We start from the raw sequence: 20,499 nt of genomic DNA, 5'->3' as shown, positions 1-20,499 counted from the left end.
CCGAGGCAGAAGGCCGTTCGGGAGAACGGCTCGCAATCGGTGAGTATAGGGAGGCGATTCTTAATATTTCATGAATGGGAGTGGGTTTATAGCGCTGGGCCAGGAGGTTGATGTTCCCCCCTGGCTTCGCGTGAGGCATTACGAGGCTTTGACTTTGAAGCGGCTCAGGCCCTGTTGCATGGAACTGGCCCGTTCCGACAGGTTCTTGGCCGCCACCGCGCATTGTTGGGAGTTGACCTGATTCTGCTGGGTGACTTCATCGATCTGCTCCAGGCCGATGCTCGCCTGCTGCAGGCCGGAAGCCTGTTCACTGGAGGCTTGGTAGATCAACGACACCAGGCTGGACACCGTGCTGGTGCCGCTGACGATATTTCTCAACGAGTCGGCTGTGCGGCCGGCGATGATCATGCCGCGCTGGGTCTTGGTCGAGGAGTCGGCAATCAGCGCGGCGGTTTGCTGGGCGGCTTCGGCGCTGCGGGCGGCGAGGCTCCTGACCTCATCGGCGACCACCGCAAAGCCACGGCCCAGTTCGCCGGCACGGGCGGCCTCGATGGCCGCGTTCAGCGCCAGCAGATTGGTTTGAGCGGCGATGTTGTCGATGGTGGTGATAATGGCCGTGATGTCTTTGCCCGAGTTGTCGATTTCCGCCATGGCGGCGATCAATTCACTCATCAACTTGTCACTTTCCCCGGCGTCGGCGCGGGAGGCCTGGGATTGCTCGTCGGCCTTTTTCGCATTGGCGGCGTTGTCGGTGGTTTGCGCTGCCATCTGGGTCATCACCGCACTGATTTCCGTGATGGACGAGGCAGAATTGGACGCGCCGTCGGACAGCGACTGGCTCAACTCGGTGACCTGCGCGGAACTGCCGGTGATTTGCGTGGCGCTGGCCTGCACCTGGGAAATCAAGGTGTTCAGGTTGCCGACCATTTTTTCCAACGACTTGCCCAGGGTGTCATTGGGCGAGGACAGGCGCACTTCCAGATCCAGGTCCCCTTCGGAAATTCGCTCGGCCACGCGCACCTGGCGCTGCAGGCTTTCCGACATATCGTTCAAGGCAAAGGACAATTGGCCCACTTCATCTTCAGATTTTTGCACCAGCCGACGCGAGAAATCACCCAGGCTGATGTTGGCGGCCAGGGCGGCGGCTTCACGAATCGGACCGACGATTTTCGCCGTGGCGAACCACAGCGCCAGCAATGCCAGCAAGGAGATACCCACGCCGACCGAGACCTGCCAGATGCTGCTCTTGACGCCGCGTGACTGCAGTTCCTGCTCCAGGGCAATGGCCTGGCTCATGACCACCGCCTTGGGCAGATGGATCACGATCGCCCAGGGCTTGCCGGTGCGGCCCAGGTTGATCGGCATCTGCACTTCGATTTCCTGTGAGTCCGGGTTGAGCCGACTGTCTCCCTGGCCCTTCTGTACATTGGCCAACACTTTTTCCCATGTGCCGGGCAGCAAGGCTTTCAGCGACTGGCCGATGAGCTCCGGGCGTTTACTGTCGGCCACCACCAACCCTTGATTGCTCAGGATCGACACCGAGCCTTTGCCGCCATACAGGTCGGCGGACATTTGTTCGCTGAGTTTCTGGATAAACGAAATGTCGAAGTCTGCACCGACCACGCCGTAGAACTTGCCATTGGCGATGATCGGTACCGACAGCGTGGTCAGCCATACATTTTTGCCCTGCACTACGTAGGGAAGCGGGTCGAGCACGCTTTCTTTCTGGGTGTCCCGCGGGCCGGAATACCAGCCGCCCTTCAACACACCGTTGGGGTGGCGGGCATCGGAATCGTACTCAACCAGCGGTTGCACGGCGATATGGCCGTCTGAACTGCGTGTCCAGTAAGGCGTGAAGCGGCCCGTCAGCGGGTTGTTACCGCCCTCATTGATACGAAAGGCTTGATCCTGGCCGTCCAGCGCATCGGGCTCCCAACATGAATACGTGCCGTTGAAGTCAGGGTTGTCCTTGAGCACGCTGAGCAGCATCGCATTGATCTGCTCGCGGCCCAGGCTCAGCGGGCTCTGGGCACTTTTACTCGCTTCCAGGGTATTGGCCATTGTGCGGGCCGAATCCAAGGCGTTTTGCAGTTTTGCCTGGATGGCATTGGCACGCGCCTCAGCCAGGTTTTGCACTTCGCGGATAGTGGCGCTTTCAATCAGGGTTGAAACTTCAGCACCTACATAGGCCTGGTTGGCGCTCGAGGAATACAGGCCATACAGCACCAGGCTCGCACAGGAGATAAACAGGCAGAGTCCGGCGGTGAAGCAAATTCGAGTCTGCAGTGAGTTGAATTTCATGATATTTCCTGCCCATGCTAATAGTCGCAAACATCATCGAATGTCGACATTCCGGTACTTTCTTTGCACAAGGCATAGTGTTTTATCATTGGCTGCTTAGGCATATACATGCGGTACAGCGCTGGGTGTTGCTTAGTGCTCTTTGGGCGTCTCTTCATCGAGCCATAAACGGTCGGTGTTTTTAAAACCGTAACGCTGGTGCGGCACCCTCGCGACAATCCGGTCGGGTTGTGCGGGATCACTCAGGTCTATTATTTTCGGCGTTACATAGATATTCAGAACGGGCAGGAAAAACACTTTTATTTTTGGCGTCAATAAAGAATCAGGATGTTGTTCTATGACTACGCCGATACTGCCACTTTTCAATTGAACGATAGAACCGATCGGGTAAATACCCACGGACTTTAAAAACGCACGAAATACCTCGTCATCAAAGTGTCCGTCCCATGTGGACATCTGCTGGATGGCGACGGCGGGGTCCCAGCCCTGGTTGTAGGAACGGTCCGAGGTGATTGCATCGTAGACATCGCATACCGCCGCCATCCGGGCCACCAGGCTGATCTGGTCACCCGCCAACTGATGGGGGTAGCCGGTACCGTCGACTTTTTCGTGGTGATGCAGGCACACATCCACGACCATTTCGCACATCTGCGAGGCCGCCAGCAGGGTTTTCTCCCCCTCCAGTGGATGGGTGCGCACCAACTGCAATTCGTCACTGCTCAACCGGCCAGGCTTGTTGAGGATGGCACCTGGTATGGCCATTTTGCCGATGTCGTGCAGCAACCCGGCCATCCCGACCCGACGAATCAGTGCGGAGGACAGGCCCAATTGGTTACCCAGGGCAATCATCAACGCACACACGGCGACCGAATGCATGTAGGTGTAGTCGTCGATGCTTTTAAGGCGTGCCAGGCTGATAAAGGCGTTGGGATGGCGGGCGATCGAGCTCGAAATGTCGTCCACCAGTGCACTGACGTCTTCAAGCTCCAGGGCCCGGCCCATGCGGGCATGGCCGAACATTTCGACAACGGCGGTCTTGGCGCGGCTACAGATTTCCTGTGCGGCGACCAACTCGTCCTGCATGGAGGTGGGGACGACGGCGATGACCGGAGCAGCTGTTGGGGGCTGGGTGGCTGGCGGAGCGCCGCAACCCAGGGCGCACGGCCCCTCTGAAGGTGCACCGCCCCGCCAGAAGGGCTTTGCCTCGCCGTCAGGCGACTGCAGATTAAGTTCATTGCACTTCAACATGGTATGCCCTCTGTTGATGTTCTTCTTATATGTATCTCATCAGCCTCCCTGGCTTGAGCAATGTTGTCTTACCTTTCAGATCGGGCTCGCGGCTTTGATACGCGCGACTACGCGGCCTGCCAGGTCATCCGGGCGAAACTTCGCCAGGAAGTCATCGGCTCCGACTTTCTTGACCATGGCCTGGTTGAAACCGCCCGACAGGGAGGTGTGCAGCACGATATGCAACTTGGCCATGCGCGGGTCACCGCGGATTTCGGCGGTCAGGGTATAACCGTCCATTTCCGGCATTTCGATGTCCGAAATCATCATCAGGAATTCCTCATGCGGGTTGCGCCCCTCGTCGAGCATGGCCCGAAGGTAATCCAGCGCCTGGCGCCCATCGTTCAAGGCGACCACCTCGACGCCTACCGTCTCCAGGCAGCGGGTCACCTGTTTACGCGCCACCATCGAGTCGTCCACGGTCAACACACGCAGATGCCTGGCCTGTTGAGTGACCGCGTCATCCACCACGCCGACGGATATTTCCTCGGACGAGGGCGAGATTTCCGTCAGCACCTTTTCCACGTCGATGATTTCGACCAGACGATCATCGGTACGGGTAACGGCCGTCAGGTAATTGTTGTCGCCGCTGCCCTTGGGGGGCGGATGAATATCTTCCCAGTTCAAATTGACGATGTGTTCAACCGCATACACCAGGAAGCCCTGAACGCGGTTGTTGTACTCCGTAAGTATAATAAAGGCGCTTTCTTTATCCGTGATCCCGGGCAGCCCCGTTGCCATCGCGAGGTCTAGAATAGGAATGCAAGCGCCGCGTATATTGGCAACGCCACAAATGTTGTTATTAGACTTTGGTAGTAGAGATAACTTGGGGCAGCGGATAACTTCCCGAACTTTAAAGACGTTGATTCCGTACAGCTGTTGGTCGTTGAAGCGGAATAGCAATAATTCCAGCCTGTTCTGACCGACCAGTTGTGTACGGCTGTTAACGGATGCCATTACACCTGCCATACACACCCCTTGATTCTGGTTGGAACAGCGTTGATGTCGTAATGACATTAGCATATGTGGGGGAATGTAAAATATATGTGAAATAAAAATAATCGAGGGGTTTATCGTTAAAGCAACAGCGACGCGGATGATTAGCTATTCAGGCGGATGTTTGAAAATAGTTAGTTGGCTAACTTGCTGGTTTGGGAGTTGATAATGATTAAGATTGGAAAATAGCAGGGTGGATGTATGACAACAAAAGGCCGAGACGCTGAATGCGACTCGGCCTTTCTTGTTACTGGAATGCGCGCGTCTTGGGTGAGTACCAGCACTCGTTCGACCATCAGTTCACCTGGCACGATCAATTGTTAGGTGGCCAGTAGCTTGTGACGGTTGGCACCTTCGAACCCGAAGGCCTGGTCGGTGGTCATGGCGTTGAGTGAGGCGAGGGTTTCGCTTGCCTGAATCAGCAGGGGCTCGGGGGACCGGTGCGTAATACATGCTTCACCGCGGGATAGTCGAGCCGGAACAGATGGATCATCGTCGGGTGCTGGAAATTGCTCTACCCTTCCTCGAAAGTCTCTAAGGCATCCAGGCCGACTGGACGCCTCTGGACACCATCAGTGCGCTGTTCCACAAGCCCGAAGGTGAGCTCTGCCCGTGGTTGTTCGAACACTTTAGCGCTGTCTAGCCAAGGTCGGTCACGAATGGAAAATACCGGTATTGAGTACACCGACAAACAACGCTGGTTTGCGCTCACCAAGATAAACACGCTCTCGGCCCTGTCACAGATCGTGCAGATAGGTACTGTCACTCCGCTGCTGTCGCTTTCGCTGGATCAGCATGGGGTCGAGCCGGCAAAGATCGGGGTGATTGTCAGTGCCTCGTGGTTGGCGATCCTGCTGCTCTACAAATGGGTTCCGCGCTTGCTGGCCCATTTGGGGCTCGTCAGGACGAATATCCTCAGCGCAGCGCTGACGATTGCCGCGCTGATCGGTATGACCTTGACTACCCATTTGGTACTAATTTTTTCGCTGAACTTCGTACTCGGTATTGGCTTGATCCTGCGCTGGATTGCCTGCGATACGTGGATCCTCGCGGTCGCCTCGAAAGACGAGCGCGGCCGGACGATCGGCGTACATGAGACCTTGATGGGCCTGGGTATTGCCGTTGGCCCGCTGCTGTTGGTGGTATTCGGCGTCGGGAGTACCGCGCCTTACTACGCCTGTGCCGTGATCGTGTTGTTATCCGGCGCGCTGGCCTTAACCCTCAAGGGCTACGATACGCGACCGCAAACCCCGGCGGAAAAACGCCATGGCAAGTTATTCAGCGTCATCCCCACGGCGCTGTGTGGTGCGTTTATCGCAGGCTTTTCGGAAACCTCATCCGTATCGTTCCTTGCCGGCTACAGCCTCTCGGCCGGTTATCTATTGACCGCCGCCACCCTGCTGATATCGGTGTTCGGCATTGGAGGCACCGTCCTGCAACTGCCGATCGGCTGGATGGCCGACCGCAGTTCCTACAAGGTCGGTCAATTAATCTGCGGCTTGATACTGTTGCTGGGCACCCTCGCTATTCCGTTCAGCCAGCCGCTCCCTTGGTTGGCGACGATTACCGTGTTCCTCTGGGGGGGCGCCATTGGCGGCATGAACACCCTGGCAGTGATCGAGGCGGGAGACCGGGTGGGCGAACATCAAGTGTCCACCGCCATGACGGCGATTGCGATGTTCTACACCTTGGGTAGCGTATTGGGTCCCATTGCCACGGGCGCCACAGTGTCATATGTCAGCGAGCATGGGCTGATGATCTCGGTGGGGACAGTCGGTGCGGTTTTCATTGCAATGTTGATGTTGCGTAGAGTTCCTGCATCAGAGTGAATTGCGTCTGTACCTTTTTAGCGCTGTATCCCGGTTGGGCCTCTGCTGGAGATAAATTCGGAGAACGTCGTCTTCACAAGGGCAGGGGGGCTTTCCCAAGACTGGTGCTGGGCAGCCGTGAATACCAATGGAATACCAAAGCGTCTGGAACTCAAAAAGCGCTAGAAAGCGCAAAGCGGTCATAAAAACATTGTGTTTGCTGGGTTTCAGGCACAAAAAAAGACGTCCGTGGACGTCTTTAGTTGATCAAGTGGTGGAGCCGGGGGGATTTGAACCCCCGTCCGCCAGTACTCCGCTGTCGGTACTACATGCGTAGCCGTTTCTATTAAGTTAACCCTCAGCGACCCGAAGGGCAGGGTGCTTTGGGCGAGTTGTGTAAGTTTTAGCCGCTTCGTCCACAACGTACTGCACGGCGATTCTGTTCTATATGACAATCACTTTGGGTTTACAGACATCCCCTGGTGATTGCTGGACCCGAAGGTACCAGAAGCTCAGGTCTAAGGCTGCTTACGCAGCGATAGCGAATTCCTGGCCGTAGTTTTCGTCATTGGCAACTATAAGTAGTTGCAACAGTGGATTTACGAGTTCTGTTACCAACTCGGCATGCACCTAAAGTTTCGCGACCGGCGTCGAATCCTAAACGGCCCCGTGCTTGTAACTCGTTGTTTCATAGTGAGTGACAAGCCTGTGCAGTGTACGCCAAACGGTCACGGAAGGCCAACCCGAAGGTTGACCCTCTCGTTTACTGGCCGCCTTTGTCGAGGTTCTGCAGGTCTTGCAGGGCCTTGGAGGTGATTTCGATGCACTTCTTGTCATCACCAGCGGCGTGGGCGGCCTTGGCTTGGGAGACGGCTGTGTCGATTTCGCCGCTTTTGCCACTGGTGTCAGTGGCGAGCAGCGCTTTACCGTTGTTGATTTTGTCCAGGTTGATCTTGCACAGGTCGGGCTCGCCAGCAGCGAAAGCAGGGGAGGCCAACATCGCAGCGGTAATGAACAAGCCAGCAAGAGCGGAACGCTTCATAGGGTATCTCCTTGCACAAAAAAGGCTCGACGCTGCTGGCGTTCATGGGCAGCCAGCGACATCACTGATGGGCCTCGTGCGTCGAGGCCTATGCAGATGACTACGCCAGCGCGCAGGGGTTCTGTTTTTTTTGCGGGATCAATGGGCGCGGGCCTGGGTCACGCGATCCACGAGGTACACCAATCCGTGATAGTCGATGCCGCCATGCTGGCTCAGGCCGATCTCGCAGGTGCGGCTGGTGGAGATGCCTTCACTGCAGTACTGCACTGCATCCTTGAGGGAGCGCAGCGAGTGGGCGTTGAGTTCCGGCGTGGTGAAACCTTTGTCGCCGGCAAACCCGCAGCAGTGAATGCCTTCCGGGATCACCACGGTCTTGGCACAACGGCGGGCCAGGTCGATCAGCGCCTGGCTTTCTCCCAGGTGTTGGGTGCTGCAGGTGACGTGTACGGCGATCGGCGCCTCCTGCGGTGTGAAGTCGAGACGGTCCATCAGGTGCGTGCGGATGAAACGTACGGGGTCGTAAAGGTCCAGGCGCGTTTCGCCAAGGTCTTGCACCAGGCGCAGGGTGCAGGGGCTGGTGTCGCAATAGATCGGGTCCAGGCCGCCGCGGCTGGCATGGAGCAGGGCGCCGATCAGTTCCTGGCGTTTGTGTTCTGCCTGTTCGGCGTAGCCTTTGGAAGCGAAAGGCTGGCCGCAGCACAGGTTGTCCTGGTTGTCGGGAAACACGACCTGGTAACCGGCTTTTTCCAGCAGGCCCTGGGTTTTTTCGTACAACGACATCTGCTCTTTATCACCGGCCGCCGGGCCCATGGCGCGTGAGACGCAGGCCGCCAGGTAGACCACCCGTGGCCGCTCATCCGTCACCGCCGGGCTGAAGCGAATGGCTTTTTCCGGTTGTGGCATGGCGTTGGTCCACTGCGGAATCTGCCCCTTGGACAACTTGGTCATGGTGGCCGACAGCTTCGCCAGGCGAGGCGCTCCCAGCAGCATGCGTGCACCATTGGCTACATGCAGGGTAAAGCGTGCACCTTGCAGTGCCGTGGCGAAATGGGTGGCCAGCCATTCGGCGGTTTTCGTACGGTCGGCGTCACGGCTTCGCAGTTTTTTCACCAGGTCGCCGGTATTGATTCCTACCGGACAGCGTTGGGCGCATAGGCCGGTGGCGGCGCACGTGTCGATGCCCTGGTAGTGGTAGGCCGCCTCCAATTCGGTGGTGTCGACGCCGGCGCGTTTTTTCGCCTGTATATCTCGCCAGATCACGATGCGCTGGCGCGGGCTCAACGTCAGGCCTTTCGATGGGCACACCGGTTCACAGAAACCGCACTCAATGCATTTATCCACAAGCTCGTCGGCCGCAGGCAGCGGCTTGAGGTGCTTGAGGTGAATCTGCGGGTCTTGGCTGAGCACCACGTCCGGGTTGAGGATGCCGTTGGGGTCGAGCAGGCGTTTGAGTTGCCACATCAATTGATAGGCGTCGCTGCCCCATTCCAGCTCCACGAAGGGTGCCATATTGCGGCCGGTACCGTGTTCGGCTTTCAGCGAACCGCCGAACTCCACGGCCACCAATTGCGCGACGTCATCCATGAACGCTTGATAGCGTGTGACTTCATCCGCGCTGTTGAAGCCTTGGGTGAACACAAAGTGCAGATTGCCTTCCAGGGCATGTCCGAAAAGGATGGCTTCGTCGTAGTGATGCTTGTCGAACAGTTCGATCAAGCGGTTCACGCCAATGGCCAGTTGCTCGACCGGGAAGGTGACGTCTTCGATGATCACCGTGGTGCCGGTTTTGCGTACGGCTCCTACGGCGGGGAAGGTGTCCTTGCGGATGGCCCACAGGCGGGCGTTTTCCACAGGGTCTTCGGTGAAGTCGACCTGTTTCTCCACCGGGAAACCGGCCAGCGACGCCATGATCAGCGCCAATTGTTCATGCAGCAATGACGGCGATGCGGCGCGGGATTCAATCAGCAGGGCGCAGGCACTTTCTGACAAGTGCTGTACGAATGCGGGCATGCCCGGTTTGTTCTGCACCGAGCGCATGCTGCGTCGGTCCAGCAGCTCGACGGCCGACACCGGTTGGGTCTTCAGGACGGTGACTGCGTTGCAGCAGGTCTCCACATCCGGAAACACGATCAACGCCGACGCCTTGTTCGGGTGGTCGATCACGGTGTCGTAGGTGACTGCGCTGATAAACCCTAGGGTTCCCTCGGAGCCCACCAATAAATGGCTGAGGATATCCAGTGGTTCATCAAAATCCACCAGGGCGTTGAGTGACAGGCCGGTGGTATTTTTCAGACGGTATTTGTGGCGGATTTTTGCTGCCAATTCAGCGTTTGCCCGCGTTTCACGGCCGAGTGTGGCCAGGCGCTCGAGCAGTGCGCCGTGCTGTTCACGAAACGCCGTAACGCTGCTTGCGTCTTCTGTATCGAGGCGGCTGCCATCGGCCAGGACCAGACGAATTCCGGCCAGGGTGTGATAGGTGTTCTGCGCCGTACCGCAGCACATGCCACTGGCGTTGTTGGCGACGATTCCGCCGATCTTGCAGGCATTGATCGACGCCGGGTCTGGGCCGATCTTGCGCCCGAATGGCGCCAGCCAGGCGTTGGCCTGTGCGCCGATGACGCCGGGTTGCAGGCGGATCTGAGTGCCTTGCCCACGAATCTCACGGCCGTTCCAATTGTCCCCCAGTACGATCAGTACCGAGTCGCTTATCGCTTGTCCGGATAGGCTGGTGCCGGCTGCGCGGAAGGTTACCGGCACACGTTCACACTGGGCCAGTTGCAGCAGCGCCACCACTTCGTCTTCCGATTCGACGCGGATCACCAGTTGTGGGATCAATCGGTAAAAACTGGCGTCGGTGCCGAATGCGAGGGTGGAAAGTGGATCGTCGAAACGTCGATCTTGTGGGATCAGCTGTGCGACGTCAGCAAGGAAAGCGGCAGGCAGACTCATTGGTCCTCCAGGATCAGCACCCCCTGGGCGCCGTATTGACACGATTGCGCAAAGCCGACGCCGAAGTTATAGCCCGGCGTCGGTTATGACCCTATTGCTACGGCTTTAGTGCACCAGCATGCCGGTAAACCAGTAAGCCTGGGCCAGGGTGATCAGCCCGACGATCGTGGCGAAGAACAGGCTGTGCTTGAGGGTGAAGCGGAACAGGTCGGATTCTTTACCCACCAGTCCGGTAGCGGCGCAGGCCACGGCGATCGATTGCGGCGAAATCATTTTGCCGGTCACGCCGCCGCTGGTGTTGGCAGCGACCAGAAGCGTGTCGTTGACGCCGATCTGGTGCGCCGTGGTGGCTTGCAACGAGCTGAACAGGGCGTTGGACGATGTGTCGGAGCCTGTCAGGAAAACCCCCAGCCAGCCTAGGAAAGGCGAGAAGAACGGGAAGGCTGCGCCGGTGCCGGCCAATACCAGCGCCATGGTCGAAGACATGCCGGAGTAATTGGTGACAAAGGCGAAGGCCAGCACCATGCCGATAGACAGGATCGGCCAACGCAACTCGTAGAACGTCTCTTTTAAAGTGGTAAGACCAATCTTGATGTTGATCTTCAGAACCAGCATCGAGATCAGTGCGGAGAAGAAAATCGCGGTACCGGTCGCTGAAATCGGGTCCAGCTTGAATATCGCTGGGATCGCAGTCGGGTTGGTCACGATGGGTGCGACCTTGACCACCATTTGATCCAGGTGCGGGATCGCGAAGTTGAATACCCAGCTGTACATCGAACCGCCTGCGGCGAACATCGCCTTGAACGGTTTGAGGGTCCAGATGGTGACCAGCACGGTGAGGATCAGGAAAGGTGACCAGGCCTTGAAGATCTGCCCCAGGCTGTAAGGTGAGGCGACGGTGCTGCGCGGCAGGCCGAAGCCGCCGGCGCTGGCGGTAATCGCTGCGTCGGAAGTGGCGCCGGCAATCTGCGCGCCCGCAGTGCGTTTGGGTTGCCAGACTTTCAGGAACAGGGTCAGAGAGATCAGGCTGGCCAGGGCCGAGGTGATGTCCGGCAGTTCCGGGCCGATGAAGTTGGACGTGAAGTACTGCGTAATGGCAAAGCTCAGGCCCGCGACCAGCGCAGCTGGCCAGGTTTCGCGAACGCCGCGCAGGCCATCCATCATGAAGACCAGCCAGAACGGCACGAACAGCGACAGCAGCGGCAGTTGGCGGCCAGTCATGGCGCCGATTTTGAATGCATCGATTCCGGTCACTTGCCCGGCAACGATGATCGGAATTCCCAGGGCGCCAAAGGCGACGGGTGCGGTGTTGGCAATCAGGCACAGGCCGGCCGCGTACAGAGGGTTGAAGCCCAGGCCTACCAGCAGTGCGGCGGTAATCGCCACGGGGGCGCCGAAACCGGCAGCACCTTCCAGGAATGCGCCGAAGCAGAAGCCGATCAACAGCACCTGCAGACGCTGGTCATCGGTGATCGACAGGACAGAGCTGCGGATGATCTCGAATTGGCCGCTCTTGACGGTGAGTTTGTAGAGAAACACCGCCGCGACAATGATCCAGGCAATAGGCCACAGGCCATAGGCAAAACCGTAACCGGCGGCGGCCAGCGCCATGTCCACTGGCATGTGGAAGGCAAAGATCGCTACCAGTATCGACAACGCCAGCGTGATGCTGCCGGCCACGTGGCCTTTGAGGCGAAACACGGCCAGAGCCAGGAAGAAGAACACGATCGGAATAACGGCGGCCAGTGCGGACAGGCCGAGGCTGCCGAGCGGGCTGTAGAGCTGTTGCCAGGTTTGCATATGGGGTGGCCCCTAATTGTTGTTGGTCAGGCACTTCATAGTCGATTTGGATAATTGGTAATACCAATTTACAATCGCCGGAGGCTAGGTTAAAAGTCTTCGGGGTATGTGTCAATTTGCCGCTTGCGAAACTTTGGTCGTAGCCCGGCAGGCGAGGTGGTTTGATCGGGTGAATCGAAGCGGTTCTGATAGGTGCTGGAAGGGCGGCGATAGGCCAGAATAGAGGGCCCGGCGAGTGGTCGGGATGGTGGAGAGTGAGTTATGGGGTTTGATCAGGTGCGTCAGCGCCGTTTGTCTGACGATATTGTCGAGCAGCTTGAGGGGATGATCCTTGAGGGCACGTTGAAGTCGGGTGAACGCTTGCCGGCCGAGCGCGCTTTGGCTGAACAGTTTGGTGTGTCGCGTCCGTCGTTGCGGGAGGCGATTCAGAAGCTGGCGGCCAAGGGCTTGTTGGTGAGCCGTCAGGGAGGGGGCAATTATGTTGCCGAGTCACTGGGCTCGACGTTCAGCGATCCGCTGCTGCATCTGCTGGAAAACAATCCTGAGGCCCAGCGTGACCTGCTGGAGTTTCGCCAGACCCTTGAAGCGTCCTGTGCTTATTACGCAGCATTGCGAGCGACTGAGGTCGACCGTGAGCGGCTGACCGCTGCATTCGAGACGTTGCAGGATTGCTATGCCCGCGTTGATGACGTGAGCCGGGTCGAGGAGGGGGCTGCGGATGCACAGTTTCACCTGGCCATTGCGGAGGCCAGCCATAACGCGGTGTTGCTGCACACCATTCGCGGCTTGTTCGACCTGCTCAAGCGTAACGTGGTGACCAATATTGGCGGCATGTATCAGCAACGTACGGAGACGCGCGACATGCTGATCAGTCAGCACCGGGAGCTGTACATGGCGATTATCGAGGGCCGGGCAGAACACGCGCGAGAAGTCTCGACACGTCACCTGGAGTACGTGCAGGAAGTGTTGGAGGAAGTACGTCAGGAGGTTCAGCGCGTGGCGCGGGCGGAGCGGCGCAAGGGGATGTAGCCGGGGGAAGTCCCGAGGCTACATCGTTACAAGGATTATTCTTCCTTGCCTTTGTTGCGCACCGCGCGATGCAGTTCGCGGTTGGAATCGCGTTCGCGCTCAGTATCACGCTTATCGTATTCCTTCTTGCCCTTGCCCAGTGCGATCTCGCACTTGACCAGGTGCTTGCTCCAATACCAGGACAGGCAGACACAGGCATAGCCTTTCTGCTGTACGGCTGCGGCGAGCTTTTCCAGTTCGCGGGCATTGAGCAATAGTTTGCGCGTGCGCACCGGGTCGGCAATCACGTGGGTGCTCGCGGTTGTCAGCGGGGTGATATGACTGCCAAGCAGCCATGCCTCGCCATCCTTGAGCAATACGTAGCTGTCGACCAGTTGCAACTTGCTGGCACGCAGACTCTTTACTTCCCAGCCGGCCAGGACCAGACCAGCCTCGAACCGATGTTCGATGAAGTAATCGTGTCGCGCTTTTTTATTTTGCGCGATGGTCCCTGTGGGGTGTTTCTTTTGTTTAGCCATAGGGGCGGCATTATAGGGAGTTGCGAGCGTGTCGGCTACGGTCAACCTGCGTGCTTGAGCGTGTTGGTCGAATCCCGGACAATACCGGCAGTTCTTTGGTTTTTTTCTTTCGCGGATCGGACTGTTGTTTCGCGATGTTTGCCGCTCAGCTGTGGAAATCACGCACACATGACGACGCATATTCAACGTTCGGCCCTGTTGCCCTATCCGGCGCAGGCGCTCTATGACCTGGTCAACGACGTGGCGCGTTACCCGGAATTCCTGCCTTGGTGCTCAACTGCCGAGGTGCTGGAAAGCAGTGATGAACATATGGTTGCCAGTGTTGGGGTGGCGAAAGGCGGGCTCAGTCAGCACTTTGTTACGCGGAATGCGCTGGTGCCGGGCAAGTCCATTGAAATGAATTTGCAGGAAGGGCCGTTTACCCAGCTGCATGGTGTATGGGTTTTCAAGGCGCTTACCGACAAGGCCTGCAAGATCAGCCTGGATTTGTCGTTTGATTACGCTGGGCCGATTGTGCGGGCCACATTGGGGCCGTTGTTCAATCAGGCGGCCAATACCCTGGTGGATGCATTCTGTCAGCGAGCCAAGCAATTGCATGGTTGAGGTCGAGGTGGTTTATGCCGCCGAGGATCGCCAGGTTCTGCTGGCGCTGACGGTGGCTTCGGGAACCAGTCTGCGTGCAGCCGTGCAATTGTCAGGGATGGCTATGCAGTTTCCTGAGCTGGATCTGGCTGCTTGCCCCTTGGGGGTATTCGGTAAGGTCGTCACGGATGCGGAGGTGCGCCCCGCACAATCGGGCGATCGCATTGAAATCTATCGGCCCTTGCTTGTGGACCCTAAAGAAGTGCGCAGGCTGCGTGCTGCCAAGGCGGCGTTGGCGAAGCGGCAGCATCCATAGGCTGGCTGAATGACAGGCAGCAAAAAGCCCGGCATGCCGGGCTTTTTATATGCGCCGCAATGTTACTGCGGGCTGGTGTCCAGAGGCTGAGGCGTCGGGACGGGGACCGTTTCGACCCCGTCGACGTCTTTCTGGATCTTGTCGAGCAAGGAGCCTGGCTTGGCCGGTACTTCGGACTTCGGCTTCTCGCTTTCCTGCACAGGTGCAGTCACGTTTGTGCCGTTATCGTTGCCGAGCAGCGCTTGATCACGGCTTACGCCTGGCATGAAGTCACCCGACAGGCTCACAAGCTGGTCATTGCCATTGAAAATGACGCTGACACGCTCCTGTTGGCGTTCACCGCCACCAGGCTGCAGGCTGTAGAGATAATCCCAGCGATCGGCGTGGAAAGTGTCGGTCAGCAGGGGGTTGCCCATGATAAACCGTACTTGCCGTCGGGTCATTCCCGGGCGTAACTGGTCTATCATGTCCTGCGTGACGACATTGCCCTGCTGGATGTCGATTTTGTAAACCCCGGGGAATGAACAACCGGCGAGTGCGAGCAGTCCCACAAAGGTGAAACTGGTTAGCAAGAGCTTGGTGTTTTGCATCGGTGGGCGACTTCCACTATCTTGGCTGGGACAACGTAAACGCCGATCATACCCGTATTAAGAGAAGCTGCGAAGCAGCATCCGCGAGAAAGCTAACCATGGTTGAAAATAGCGAACTACGCAAAGCCGGTCTTAAAGTGACTCTGCCACGAGTCAAGATTCTACAAATGCTCGATTCTGCTGAGCAGCGCCACATGAGTGCCGAGGATGTTTACAAGGCGCTGATGGAGTCTAACGAGGACGTCGGCCTGGCCACGGTTTACCGTGTACTGACCCAGTTTGAAGCCGCAGGGCTGGTGGTTCGTCATAATTTCGACGGCGGTCATGCTGTGTTCGAATTGGCTGACGGTGGTCATCACGACCACATGGTTGACCTGGATACCAATGAGGTTATCGAGTTCACCAGCCCGGCAATCGAAAAGCTCCAGCACGAAATTGCTGAGGAGCATGGTTTCGATTTGGTCGACCACAATCTTGTGTTGTACATCCGTAAGAAAAAGTAAAAAGCGACGCAGAATTGCTCTGCGAAACGATCGAAGGCGACCCTAGGGTCGCCTTCGTGCTTTCTATAATAAGGAAAAGCTCGGCTCAGGCCTTGGTGGCTACGACCATTTTCTTCGCGTGTGCCAAAGACTCTTTGGTCAGGTCGATCCCGCCGAGCATCCGTGCCACTTCTTCCACGCGCTCCGACTTGTTCAGTTTGGATACTGCCGTGTGTGTCGCTTCGCTGCCTCTGACCTTGTGCACAAACAAGTGTTGATGCCCTTGGGCCGCGACTTGCGGCAAGTGAGTGACGGTCAGCACCTGGCCGCGATCCCCCAGGCGGCGCAGTAACTGACCCACAATTTCCGCCGTGGGGCCACCGATACCTACGTCTACTTCATCGAACACCAGTGTCGGTACCCGTGAGGTTTGCGCGGTAATCACTTGGATCGCCAGGCTGATTCGCGAGAGCTCGCCACCAGACGCCACTTTTGCCAGTGCCTTGAGCGGTTGCCCCGGGTTGGCGCTGACCAGTAGTTCTACCTGCTCCAGGCCGTAGGGCTGCAGCTCATTGCTGGCGTTGGTGCGCAACTCGATGGTAAAGCGCCCGCCCGGCATGCCCAGGCGCTGAATTTCCTGCTCGACGGCGCCAGCGAGGCTGGTCGCAGCCTGTTTGCGCAGATCGCTCAGTTCGCGGGCTTTCTCCTGATAGTGGCGGGCAAAAGAGCCGAGCTCTTCGCCCAGTCGCTCAATGGATTCGTCATTCGCGTTCAGGGTCTCGATTTCATCCAGCAGTTTCTGCTGCATGGTTGCCACTTCGGTGGGCTGGATTCGATGTTTGCGCGCCAGCGTATAGATGGTGTCCAGGCGCTCTTCTATTTCCTGCAGTCGCGCCGGGTCGGCGTCGAAATGATCGAGAAAGCGATTGAGTTCGCCGACGGCTTCTTCTACCTGGATTTGCGCACTGGTCAGCAGGGTGGTGGCTTCACTCAGTGAGCCCGAAGCGCTGTTAACGCTGGACAGTCGGTTGAGGCTGGCGGTGAGTGCGTTGAGCACATTGCCGGAATCGCTCTCGCTGCATTGCTCCACCACCTGGCGGCAGATAGACAGCAGGGTTTCGGCGTTGGTGAGGTTCTTGTGTTCCTGTTCCAGTTGTTCCAGCTCGGTTTCGCCCAGACCCAGGCTTTCCAGCTCTTCAAGCTGATAGCTGAGCAATTGATGGCGAGCGCGTTGCTCGTCACCGGAATTGGACAGTCGCTCCAGCTCCTGTCGGGTCTGGCGCCAGCGCTGGGCAGCCAGTTGTACCTGCCGGGCAAGGTCGGTGGCGCCAGCGTACTCGTCAAGCAGGCGGCGATGGGTGTCGGTTTTGAGCAGGGATTGGTGTTCATGCTGGCTATGGATGTCAATCAGCAGTTCACCCAGGGCCTTCAGGTCGCCAAGGGGGCAGGGGGTTCCATTGATGTAGCCGCGCGAGCGCCCCTCGGCGGTGATGACTCGGCGCAGGATGCACGGGCCGTCGTTATTAAGGTCGCGCTCGACCAGCCAGGCTTCGGCTTCGGGGATGTCCGCGAGGTCGAAGGTGGCCAGAATGTCGGCCTTGTCCGCGCCCGGGCGCACCACGCCACTGTCGGCGCGGTCGCCCAGGGTCAGGCCCAGGGCGTCGAGCATGATCGACTTGCCGGCGCCGGTTTCGCCTGTGATTACGCTCATCCCGCGATCCAGTTCGAGATCCAGATGTTCAACGATGGCGTAGTTGTGTACAGACAGGTGCACGAGCATGACGGCCGCTCCCAGGCTTTAGGTCTGGTTATTTATACAGTGTTTTGTTCTGGGCTGACAATCCTGATGCTTAGCTCAATTTGCTCGGTCGTTCAGCTTTTTTAGTGCAAAGGAGAATGATCGGGCCGAAGTTGATCTGGGGCAGGCGAAAGACTTTTGGTAGAGCCTGCACCCTTGAACCTGGAAATTGTGGCCCCATATACCGGAACAGAAGCGCGAGTTGAGTTCGCGCATGATTTTGAAAGGAGAAATCTATGGCTGACGAACAGACGCAGGATACGCAAACTCCGGACGCCAATTCGGCTGTCGGTGATGAACTGGCAACTCGTGTGCAAGTGCTCGAAGAGCAGTTGGCCGCTGCGCAGGATCAGTCTTTGCGTGTTGCCGCCGATCTGCAGAACGTCCGCCGCCGTGCCGAGCAGGACGTAGAAAAAGCTCACAAGTTCGGGCTGGAGAAGTTCGCGGGCGACCTGCTGCCAATTATTGACAGCCTGGAGCGTGGCCTCGAGTTGTCCAACCCGGATGACGAAAACATCCGCCCGATGCGCGAAGGGATCGAACTGACCCTGAAAATGTTTCAGGACACCCTGAAGCGTTATCAGCTGGAAGCCATTGATCCGCAAGGCGGCGAACCGTTCAGCGCTGAGCTTCACCAGGCCATGGCCATGCAAGAAAGCCACGACCTCGAGCCCAATAGTGTGTTGAAAGTGTTCCAGAAGGGCTATCAGCTCAACGGTCGCCTGTTGCGCCCTGCAATGGTGGTGGTGAGCAAGGCTCCTGCACCCGTTGCACCTTCTATTGATGAGCAGGCTTGAAATCCGCCGCAAGGCCCCCATTTATAAGTCAAGCGTTTAAGTGCTACCGCAGTTAGCCACCACTGCTGCGGCAACCAAATTCAAGTTTCGGGAGAGTAAATCATGGGCAAAATTATCGGTATTGACCTGGGGACCACCAACTCCTGCGTCTCCGTGTTGGAAAACGGCGTTGCAAAAGTAATCGAAAACGCCGAAGGCGCGCGTACCACGCCGTCGATCATCGCTTACGCCAACGATGGTGAAATCCTCGTTGGCCAGTCGGCCAAGCGCCAGGCTGTGACCAACCCGCATAACACCCTGTACGCGGTGAAGCGCCTGATCGGTCGTAAGTTCGACGAAGAAGTCGTACAAAAAGACATCAAAATGGTCCCTTACAAGATCGCCAAGGCTGACAACGGTGACGCCTGGGTTGAAGTAAATGGCCAGAAAATGTCGCCACCGCAAATCTCGGCTGAAATCTTGAAGAAGATGAAGAAGACTGCCGAAGATTACCTGGGTGAGACAGTGACTGAGGCGGTGATCACCGTTCCAGCCTATTTCAACGACAGCCAGCGCCAGGCGACCAAAGACGCCGGCCGCATCGCGGGCCTGGATGTAAAACGTATCATCAACGAACCGACCGCAGCTGCTCTGGCTTACGGTATGGACAAGGCCAAGGGCGATCACACCGTGATCGTTTATGACCTGGGTGGCGGTACGTTCGACGTTTCCGTGATCGAGATCGCTGAAGTAGACGGCGAGCACCAGTTCGAAGTGTTGGCCACCAACGGCGACACCTTCCTGGGTGGTGAGGACTTTGACATTCGTCTGATCGACTACCTCGTTGACGAATTCAAGAAAGAAAGCGGCATGAACCTCAAGGGTGACCCGCTGGCGATGCAGCGCCTGAAAGAGGCTGCTGAAAAAGCCAAGATCGAGCTGTCTTCTGCTCAGTCGACCGACGTTAACCTGCCGTACATCACCGCAGACGCCACCGGTCCTAAGCACTTGAACGTGAAGATTTCTCGCGCCAAGTTGGAAGCGCTGGTCGAAGACCTGGTTCAACGCACTATCGAGCCATGCCGCATTGCGCTGAAAGACTCCGGTATTGATGTTGGTGCGATCAACGACGTGATCCTGGTAGGCGGTCAGACCCGTATGCCACTGGTTCAGAAGTTGGTTACCGAGTTCTTCGGCAAAGAAGCACGTAAAGATGTGAACCCGGACGAAGCGGTTGCCATGGGTGCTGCCATCCAGGGCGCGGTATTGGCCGGTGACGTGAAAGACGTGTTGCTGCTGGACGTAAGCCCGCTGACCCTGGGTATCGAAACCATGGGTGGCGTGATGACTGCGCTGATCGAGAAAAACACCACGATTCCTACCAAGAAATCCCAGGTGTTCTCGACGGCTGATGACAACCAGGGTGCTGTGACCATTCACGTGCTGCAAGGTGAGCGTAAGCAGGCTGCTCAGAACAAGTCCCTGGGCAAGTTCGACCTGGCTGAGATTCCACCAGCACCACGTGGCGTGCCACAGATCGAAGTGACCTTCGACATCGACGCCAACGGCATTCTGCACGTAGGTGCGAAAGACAAGGCTACCGGCAAAGAGCAGAAGATCACCATCAAGGCCAACTCCGGTCTTTCTGATGAAGAAATTCAACAGATGATCCGTGATGCTGAAACCAATGCTGAAGCTGACAAGAAGTTCGAAGAGTTGGCAGGTGCCCGTAACCAGGGCGACGCACTGGTTCACTCGACACGCAAAATGATCGCTGATGCTGGCGAGAAAGTGACCGCTGAAGAGAAGGCCGCGATCGAAGCTGCTGTAGTTGCCCTGGAAGCCGCTGTCAAAGGCGACGACAAGGCTGCCATTGAAGCCAAGGTTGAAGAGTTGTCGAAAGTTTCCGCGCCAGTGGCTCAGAAAATGTACGCCGAACAGGCTCAGCCGGCTGACGGTGCTGCTCAACAGGCAGAGCCAGAAGCTAAAGACGATGTTGTCGATGCCGAGTTCGAAGAAGTTACCGACAAGAAGTAAGTTGGTCGTCCGGTTGACCGCTATCAAGCGGTGACTGGTAGGATGTCGCCGCGCGGGAGCTTGCTCCCGCGTTGGCGTGTCTGGGGTATGCGAATTTTTACAGCATGCGACTGTGTTCGGATGTTGGCGGTGTGATCGGGGATGCTCCTGCTTTCCGAGCAATGAATACCGCGTTTTTGGCCGGGTCC

At 57.6% G+C, this 20,499-nt stretch carries 16 protein-coding genes, 1 other RNA gene and 2 pseudogenes; 7 read left to right on the top strand and 12 right to left on the bottom strand.

Translation table 11 applies throughout. The features are described 5' to 3' along the window. Positions 1-138: 138 nt before the first annotated feature. The 5 genes and pseudogenes from FX984_RS33375 to FX984_RS33200 form a co-directional block, all read right to left on the bottom strand. Complete coding sequence (locus tag FX984_RS33375) at positions 139-927, bottom strand: methyl-accepting chemotaxis protein (protein ID WP_438811760.1); 789 nt, start codon at positions 925-927, stop codon at positions 139-141. Between the two features lie 111 nt (positions 928-1,038). Next, a pseudogene (locus FX984_RS33370) lies at positions 1,039-2,301 on the bottom strand (cache domain-containing protein); the annotation flags it as partial. 132 nt (positions 2,302-2,433) lie between these two features. Next, entirely contained in the window at positions 2,434-3,384 is a 951-nt protein-coding gene (locus FX984_RS14840) for an HD-GYP domain-containing protein (protein ID WP_315899085.1), read from the bottom strand. A 240-nt stretch (positions 3,385-3,624) separates the two neighbouring features. Continuing rightward, entirely contained in the window at positions 3,625-4,557 is a 933-nt protein-coding gene (locus tag FX984_RS14835) for a chemotaxis protein CheV (RefSeq protein WP_027605334.1), read from the bottom strand. Positions 4,558-4,907: 350 nt separating this feature from the next. Then, positions 4,908-5,033, bottom strand: a pseudogene (locus FX984_RS33200) (DUF6124 family protein); the annotation flags it as partial. Between the two features lie 210 nt (positions 5,034-5,243). Between FX984_RS33200 and FX984_RS14830 the strand changes: the two are divergent. Further along, positions 5,244-6,413: an MFS transporter gene (locus FX984_RS14830; RefSeq protein ID WP_027605335.1), complete on the top strand. Its 1,170-nt coding sequence runs from the start codon at positions 5,244-5,246 to the stop codon at positions 6,411-6,413. A 251-nt stretch (positions 6,414-6,664) separates the two neighbouring features. Here the strand turns inward: FX984_RS14830 and ssrA are convergent. From ssrA to FX984_RS14810, 4 genes are all read right to left on the bottom strand, one after another. After that, positions 6,665-7,061: a transfer-messenger RNA gene (gene ssrA / locus FX984_RS14825) on the bottom strand. A 94-nt stretch (positions 7,062-7,155) separates the two neighbouring features. Further along, positions 7,156-7,434, bottom strand: a complete 279-nt coding sequence (locus FX984_RS14820; RefSeq protein WP_027605349.1) for a hypothetical protein — start codon at positions 7,432-7,434, stop codon at positions 7,156-7,158. 138 nt (positions 7,435-7,572) lie between these two features. Beyond that, positions 7,573-10,383 carry an FAD-binding and (Fe-S)-binding domain-containing protein gene (locus FX984_RS14815; protein ID WP_092358286.1) on the bottom strand — a complete coding sequence of 937 codons (2,811 nt, stop codon included), beginning with the start codon at positions 10,381-10,383 and terminating at the stop codon, positions 7,573-7,575. A gap of 105 nt (positions 10,384-10,488) precedes the next feature. Continuing rightward, positions 10,489-12,183: a lactate permease LctP family transporter gene (locus FX984_RS14810; protein ID WP_027605351.1), complete on the bottom strand. Its 1,695-nt coding sequence runs from the start codon at positions 12,181-12,183 to the stop codon at positions 10,489-10,491. A 261-nt stretch (positions 12,184-12,444) separates the two neighbouring features. On the opposite strand from FX984_RS14810, the gene FX984_RS14805 reads away from it, so the two are divergent. Next, positions 12,445-13,212 carry an FCD domain-containing protein gene (locus FX984_RS14805; protein ID WP_027605352.1) on the top strand — a complete coding sequence of 256 codons (768 nt, stop codon included), beginning with the start codon at positions 12,445-12,447 and terminating at the stop codon, positions 13,210-13,212. A gap of 35 nt (positions 13,213-13,247) precedes the next feature. Here the strand turns inward: FX984_RS14805 and smpB are convergent, their stop codons facing one another. Further along, positions 13,248-13,730 carry an SsrA-binding protein SmpB gene (smpB, locus tag FX984_RS14800; protein ID WP_014719962.1) on the bottom strand — a complete coding sequence of 161 codons (483 nt, stop codon included), beginning with the start codon at positions 13,728-13,730 and terminating at the stop codon, positions 13,248-13,250. Between the two features lie 168 nt (positions 13,731-13,898). On the opposite strand from smpB, the gene FX984_RS14795 reads away from it, so the two are divergent. Beyond that, positions 13,899-14,333 (top strand): type II toxin-antitoxin system RatA family toxin, encoded by a 435-nt coding sequence (locus tag FX984_RS14795; RefSeq protein WP_027605353.1) that lies wholly within the window; start codon positions 13,899-13,901, stop codon positions 14,331-14,333. Next, entirely contained in the window at positions 14,326-14,628 is a 303-nt protein-coding gene (locus tag FX984_RS14790; RefSeq protein WP_027605354.1) for an RnfH family protein, read from the top strand. Before FX984_RS14795 ends, FX984_RS14790 begins: the two co-directional genes overlap by 8 nt. A gap of 62 nt (positions 14,629-14,690) precedes the next feature. Here the strand turns inward: FX984_RS14790 and FX984_RS14785 are convergent, their stop codons facing one another. Beyond that, a complete protein-coding gene (locus FX984_RS14785; protein WP_027605355.1) occupies positions 14,691-15,218 on the bottom strand; it encodes an outer membrane protein assembly factor BamE in 528 nt (175 codons plus the stop codon). Positions 15,219-15,316: 98 nt separating this feature from the next. On the opposite strand from FX984_RS14785, the gene fur reads away from it, so the two are divergent. Beyond that, entirely contained in the window at positions 15,317-15,721 is a 405-nt protein-coding gene (gene fur, locus FX984_RS14780) for a ferric iron uptake transcriptional regulator (RefSeq protein WP_010562662.1), read from the top strand. A gap of 85 nt (positions 15,722-15,806) precedes the next feature. Here fur and recN read toward each other — a convergent pair whose 3' ends face one another. After that, a complete protein-coding gene (gene recN / locus FX984_RS14775; protein WP_027605356.1) occupies positions 15,807-17,480 on the bottom strand; it encodes a DNA repair protein RecN in 1,674 nt (557 codons plus the stop codon). A gap of 254 nt (positions 17,481-17,734) precedes the next feature. Between recN and grpE the strand changes: the two genes are divergently transcribed. Together grpE and dnaK are read left to right on the top strand one after the other, a co-directional pair. Then, positions 17,735-18,295 carry a nucleotide exchange factor GrpE gene (gene grpE / locus FX984_RS14770; protein ID WP_027605357.1) on the top strand — a complete coding sequence of 187 codons (561 nt, stop codon included), beginning with the start codon at positions 17,735-17,737 and terminating at the stop codon, positions 18,293-18,295. A 102-nt stretch (positions 18,296-18,397) separates the two neighbouring features. Continuing rightward, positions 18,398-20,311, top strand: coding sequence for a molecular chaperone DnaK (dnaK, locus tag FX984_RS14765; RefSeq protein ID WP_027605358.1), 1,914 nt, complete (start codon positions 18,398-18,400; stop codon positions 20,309-20,311). Positions 20,312-20,499: the final 188 nt, after the last annotated feature.

This window comes from Pseudomonas marginalis, from assembly GCF_008692035.1.
GTDB classification, from domain to species: Bacteria; Pseudomonadota; Gammaproteobacteria; order Pseudomonadales; family Pseudomonadaceae; genus Aquipseudomonas; species Aquipseudomonas marginalis.
The sequence above is the reverse complement of the archived record's forward strand: the minus strand, read 5'-3'. Positions and strand labels throughout refer to the sequence as shown.